The organism is uncultured Negativibacillus sp. (genome assembly GCF_944388365.1).
Taxonomy (GTDB): Bacteria; Bacillota; Clostridia; order Oscillospirales; family Ruminococcaceae; genus Negativibacillus.
Map to the genome: position 1 here is coordinate 1 of NZ_CALXIN010000150.1, position 3,521 is coordinate 3,521.

Below are 3,521 nucleotides of genomic sequence, written 5' to 3' on the forward strand. Positions count from 1 at the left end.
TATTGGTCAGGAAGTGGGGATGGTGTTCGCGAATCCTGACAATTAGATTGTTGCGAGGGTTGTCGAGGAGGACGTTGCCTTCGGACTGGAAAACATCGGTGTCGAGCCGCGCGAGATGCGCCAGCGCGTCGATCGCGCGCTGATGGACGTCGGCATCTATGAGTATAAAAAGCACGCGCCGCACCGGCTGTCGGGTGGTCAGAAACAGAGGGTTGCCATCGCGGGCATCATCGCCATGCGTCCGCGCTGCATCGTGCTGGACGAGCCGACCGCGATGCTCGATCCGCGCGGCCGCCGCGAGGTCATGGACACCATCAAAAAGCTAAACCGCGAGTACGGCATCACCATCGTGCTCATCACCCACTATATGGACGAGGCCGCCCAGTGCGACCGCATCGTCGTCATGGATTCGGGCAAGGTCATCTTCGACGACACCCCGAAAAAGGTGTTCTCCCATGTGCGGGAGTTAAAGACGGTCGGACTGGATGTACCGCAGACCTCCGAGCTGATCTATGAATTTTTAAAGGAAGGCTACAATCTGCCAAAGGATGTGCTGACCGAGGACGAGTGTATCAAGGCGATCACCACTCTGTTCCGCCGCAAAGGCATACGGCCGGTCAAACCGGAGGAGAGCGCTTCGGAGCAAACGCTTCCTTCCGAAAACACACAGGAGAGCGTTTAAGGGAGCATCTCTTCCCTAAAACGCACAGCAGTAACAGCAGGAAAGGAGCGTAGCCTTCCGCTATTTTGGGCGGAAGGCAAAAACATCAATGGCAGTGATTCGGACAGAACATTTAAGTCATGTGTATTCGGAAGGGACGCCGTTTGTCAAGATGGCGATTCAGGACGTCAACCTTTCGATCGAGGAGGGCGAGCTGGTCGGCGTCATCGGCCACACCGGTTCGGGCAAATCCACCCTCATCCAGCATCTCAACGGTCTGCTCAAGCCTACCTCCGGCAAGATCTACATCGACGGAGAGGACATGTGGGCGGACAAATCCAAGCTGCGCGACATCCGCTTCAAGGTGGGACTGGTGTTCCAGTACCCGGAGTATCAGCTCTTTGAGGAGACGGTCTACCGCGACATCGCCTTTGGTCCGCGCAACATGGGACTGAGCGAGGAGGAGATCGACCGCCGCGTGCGTCAGGCAGCCGCCTTTGTCAACGTCACCGAGGAGATGATGCACAAATCTCCGTTCGAGCTTTCGGGCGGTCAGAAGCGCCGCGTTGCCATCGCCGGCGTGCTGGCGATGAATCCGAAGGTGCTCATCCTCGACGAGCCGACGGCAGGGCTGGACCCCAAAGGCCGCGACCGCATCCTCGGCCAGATTCAGGAGTACCAGCAAGACCAGCAGAACACCGTGCTCATCGTCTCCCACAGCATGGAGGACGTGGCAAAGTTTGCCAAAAAGGTGCTGGTGATGAACCAGTCCAAGGTATTCATGTACGACGATACCGAAAAGGTGTTTGCACATGCACAGGAGATCGAACAGATGGGACTTGCCGTCCCGCAGGTAACCCGCGTCTTTGCAAGACTTGCAGAGATGGGCTATCCGGTCGATCCGCACACCTATACCATCCAGGCGGCCAAACGGCAGATTCTCGACCTGTTTGACGCCCAGGAGCAAAAACAGAAAAAGGGAGGAATGTAAGGATGCTCAGAGACATTACCATCGGACAGTATTTCCCGGGACATTCCTTCATCCACAAGATGGACCCTCGCATGAAGATCATCGCTTCGGTGATGTACATCGTCATTTTGTTTGTTTCGTCCCATCCGCTCTCGCTTTTGCTGGGCGTGCTGATGGTGACAGGGATGTACATGATCTCCAGGATTTCGGCAAGAATGGTGATCAAGAGCCTCAAGCCGGTGGTGCCGATCATCATCTTCACCGCCGTGCTCAACCTGTTTTTCATGACCGGACCTTCCGAGCCGCTTATCTCGTTTGGATTTATCCACATCTATCCCGAAGGTGTTCGGATGGCAATTTTGATGGCGGTGCGCATCATGTGTCTGATTGCAGGCACCTCGCTTCTGACCTATACCACCTCTCCGATCGAGCTGACCGACGCCATTGAGGTGCTGATGGGTCCGCTCAAACGCCTCAAGGTGCCGGTGCATGAAATCGCCATGATGATGACCATTGCGCTGCGCTTTATCCCGACGCTCATCGAGGAGACCGACAAGATCATGAACGCACAGAAGGCCCGCGGCGCCGACATGGAAACCGGCAGCTTTACCCAGCGTGCAAAGGCGCTGATTCCAATTCTCATCCCGCTGTTTGTCTCCGCCTTCCGCCGCGCTGACGAACTGGCGCTGGCGATGGAGTGCCGGTGCTACCGCGGCAGCGTCGGCAGAACCCGCTTAAAGCAGCTGGAATACACCAAGCGCGACGCCATTGCGCTGGTGGTCATGCTGGCGTGTCTGGCAGCGGTCATTTTAGTGAATATTTACCTGTAAACCACCGCCTTTTTTGCAAAGGAGGATTCCCATGAAAAAATGCAGAATCACCGTCATGCGCATGGCGCGCTATGACGATCTGAGCGCCCTGTATGAAAACCCGATCGAGCACGCCTGCGACATGCAGCTGGGACAGGTCTTTGTCGCCAACGGCTGGCAGAAGCCGGAGGGCTTTTGTCAGAGCGCATGGGACACCCTCTCCCCTTTTGTGCTGGCGCTCAGCCACGGCGGCGAAAACTTTTACGACGGCTGGATGAAGAATCCGCGCTCTGCCATGCTCTCCTGCAACGACGGCTTTCGTCCGGTGAGCTTTCTGGTGGAGGCGCTGGATGAGGACGCAGATTAAGAGGTGAACAACATGTTTCAGGACAAGGTAGCGGTCGTCACCGGCGGCGCCAAAGGCATCGGCCGGACGATTGCAGAGGAATTTCGCAAGCAGGGCGCAAAGGTATGCGTCGTTGATCTGCTGCCCAACGACTATTACGTGGGCGATCTTGCCGACCAGGGAGTGCTGGAGGACTTTGCGCGCAAGGTAATCGACGATTATGGACGGGTGGATTATCTCATTAACAACGCGCTTCCGCTGATGAAGGGCATCGACGAGTGCAGCTATGAGCAGTTTAACTATGCGCTCAAGGTGGGCGTCGCTGCACCCTTCTATCTGAGCAAGCTGTTTTTGCCCTATTTTGCACAGGGCGCATCCATCGTGAACATCTCCTCCTCCCGCGACCGGATGAGCCAGCCGCAGACCGAAAGCTACACCGCTGCCAAGGGAGGCATCTCCGCGCTGACCCATGCGCTTGCCGTAAGTCTTGCCGGAAAGGTGCGGGTAAACTCCATCTCTCCTGGCTGGATCGACACCGACTTTACCGTTTACGACGGTCCCGACGCTGTGCAACAGCCTGCCGGACGGGTGGGCAATCCGCTGGACATCGCCAACATGGTGCTGTATCTTTGCTCGGACAAGGCGGGCTTTATCACCGGCGAAAACATCTGCATCGACGGCGGCATGACCCGCCAGATGATCTACCACAACGACTTTGGCTGGACGCTGTCGCCA

4 protein-coding genes and 1 pseudogene are annotated in these 3,521 nt (G+C 56.8%); all 5 read left to right on the top strand.

The genetic code is table 11. The annotated features are described in order from the left end of the window. Window positions 1-583 (top strand): annotated as a pseudogene (locus tag Q0L39_RS11325) (ATP-binding cassette domain-containing protein); the annotation flags it as partial. A 187-nt stretch (window positions 584-770) separates the two neighbouring features. After that, the gene (locus Q0L39_RS11330) at window positions 771-1,652 is read left to right on the top strand and encodes an energy-coupling factor transporter ATPase (RefSeq protein ID WP_296629273.1); all 882 of its coding nucleotides are present in this window, start codon (window positions 771-773) and stop codon (window positions 1,650-1,652) included. 2 nt (window positions 1,653-1,654) lie between these two features. Beyond that, on the top strand, window positions 1,655-2,461 hold the full coding sequence (locus tag Q0L39_RS11335) for an energy-coupling factor transporter transmembrane protein EcfT (protein ID WP_296629275.1): 807 nt from the start codon (window positions 1,655-1,657) through the stop codon (window positions 2,459-2,461). A 31-nt stretch (window positions 2,462-2,492) separates the two neighbouring features. Next, window positions 2,493-2,807, top strand: a complete 315-nt coding sequence (locus Q0L39_RS11340; RefSeq protein ID WP_296629277.1) for a TIGR04076 family protein — start codon at window positions 2,493-2,495, stop codon at window positions 2,805-2,807. A gap of 12 nt (window positions 2,808-2,819) precedes the next feature. Beyond that, window positions 2,820-3,521: SDR family oxidoreductase (locus Q0L39_RS11345; protein WP_296629279.1), on the top strand; the 702-nt coding region annotated here is incomplete at its 3' end.

Excerpts from the sequence above, each read along its gene's own strand:
- Q0L39_RS11340 (WP_296629277.1), top strand. The coding sequence starts at position 2,493 with ATGAAAAAATGCAGAATCACCGTCATGCGCATGGCGCGCTATGACGAT.
- Q0L39_RS11330 (WP_296629273.1), top strand. The coding sequence starts at position 771 with ATGGCAGTGATTCGGACAGAACATTTAAGTCATGTGTATTCGGAAGGG.
- Q0L39_RS11335 (WP_296629275.1), top strand. The coding sequence starts at position 1,655 with ATGCTCAGAGACATTACCATCGGACAGTATTTCCCGGGACATTCCTTC.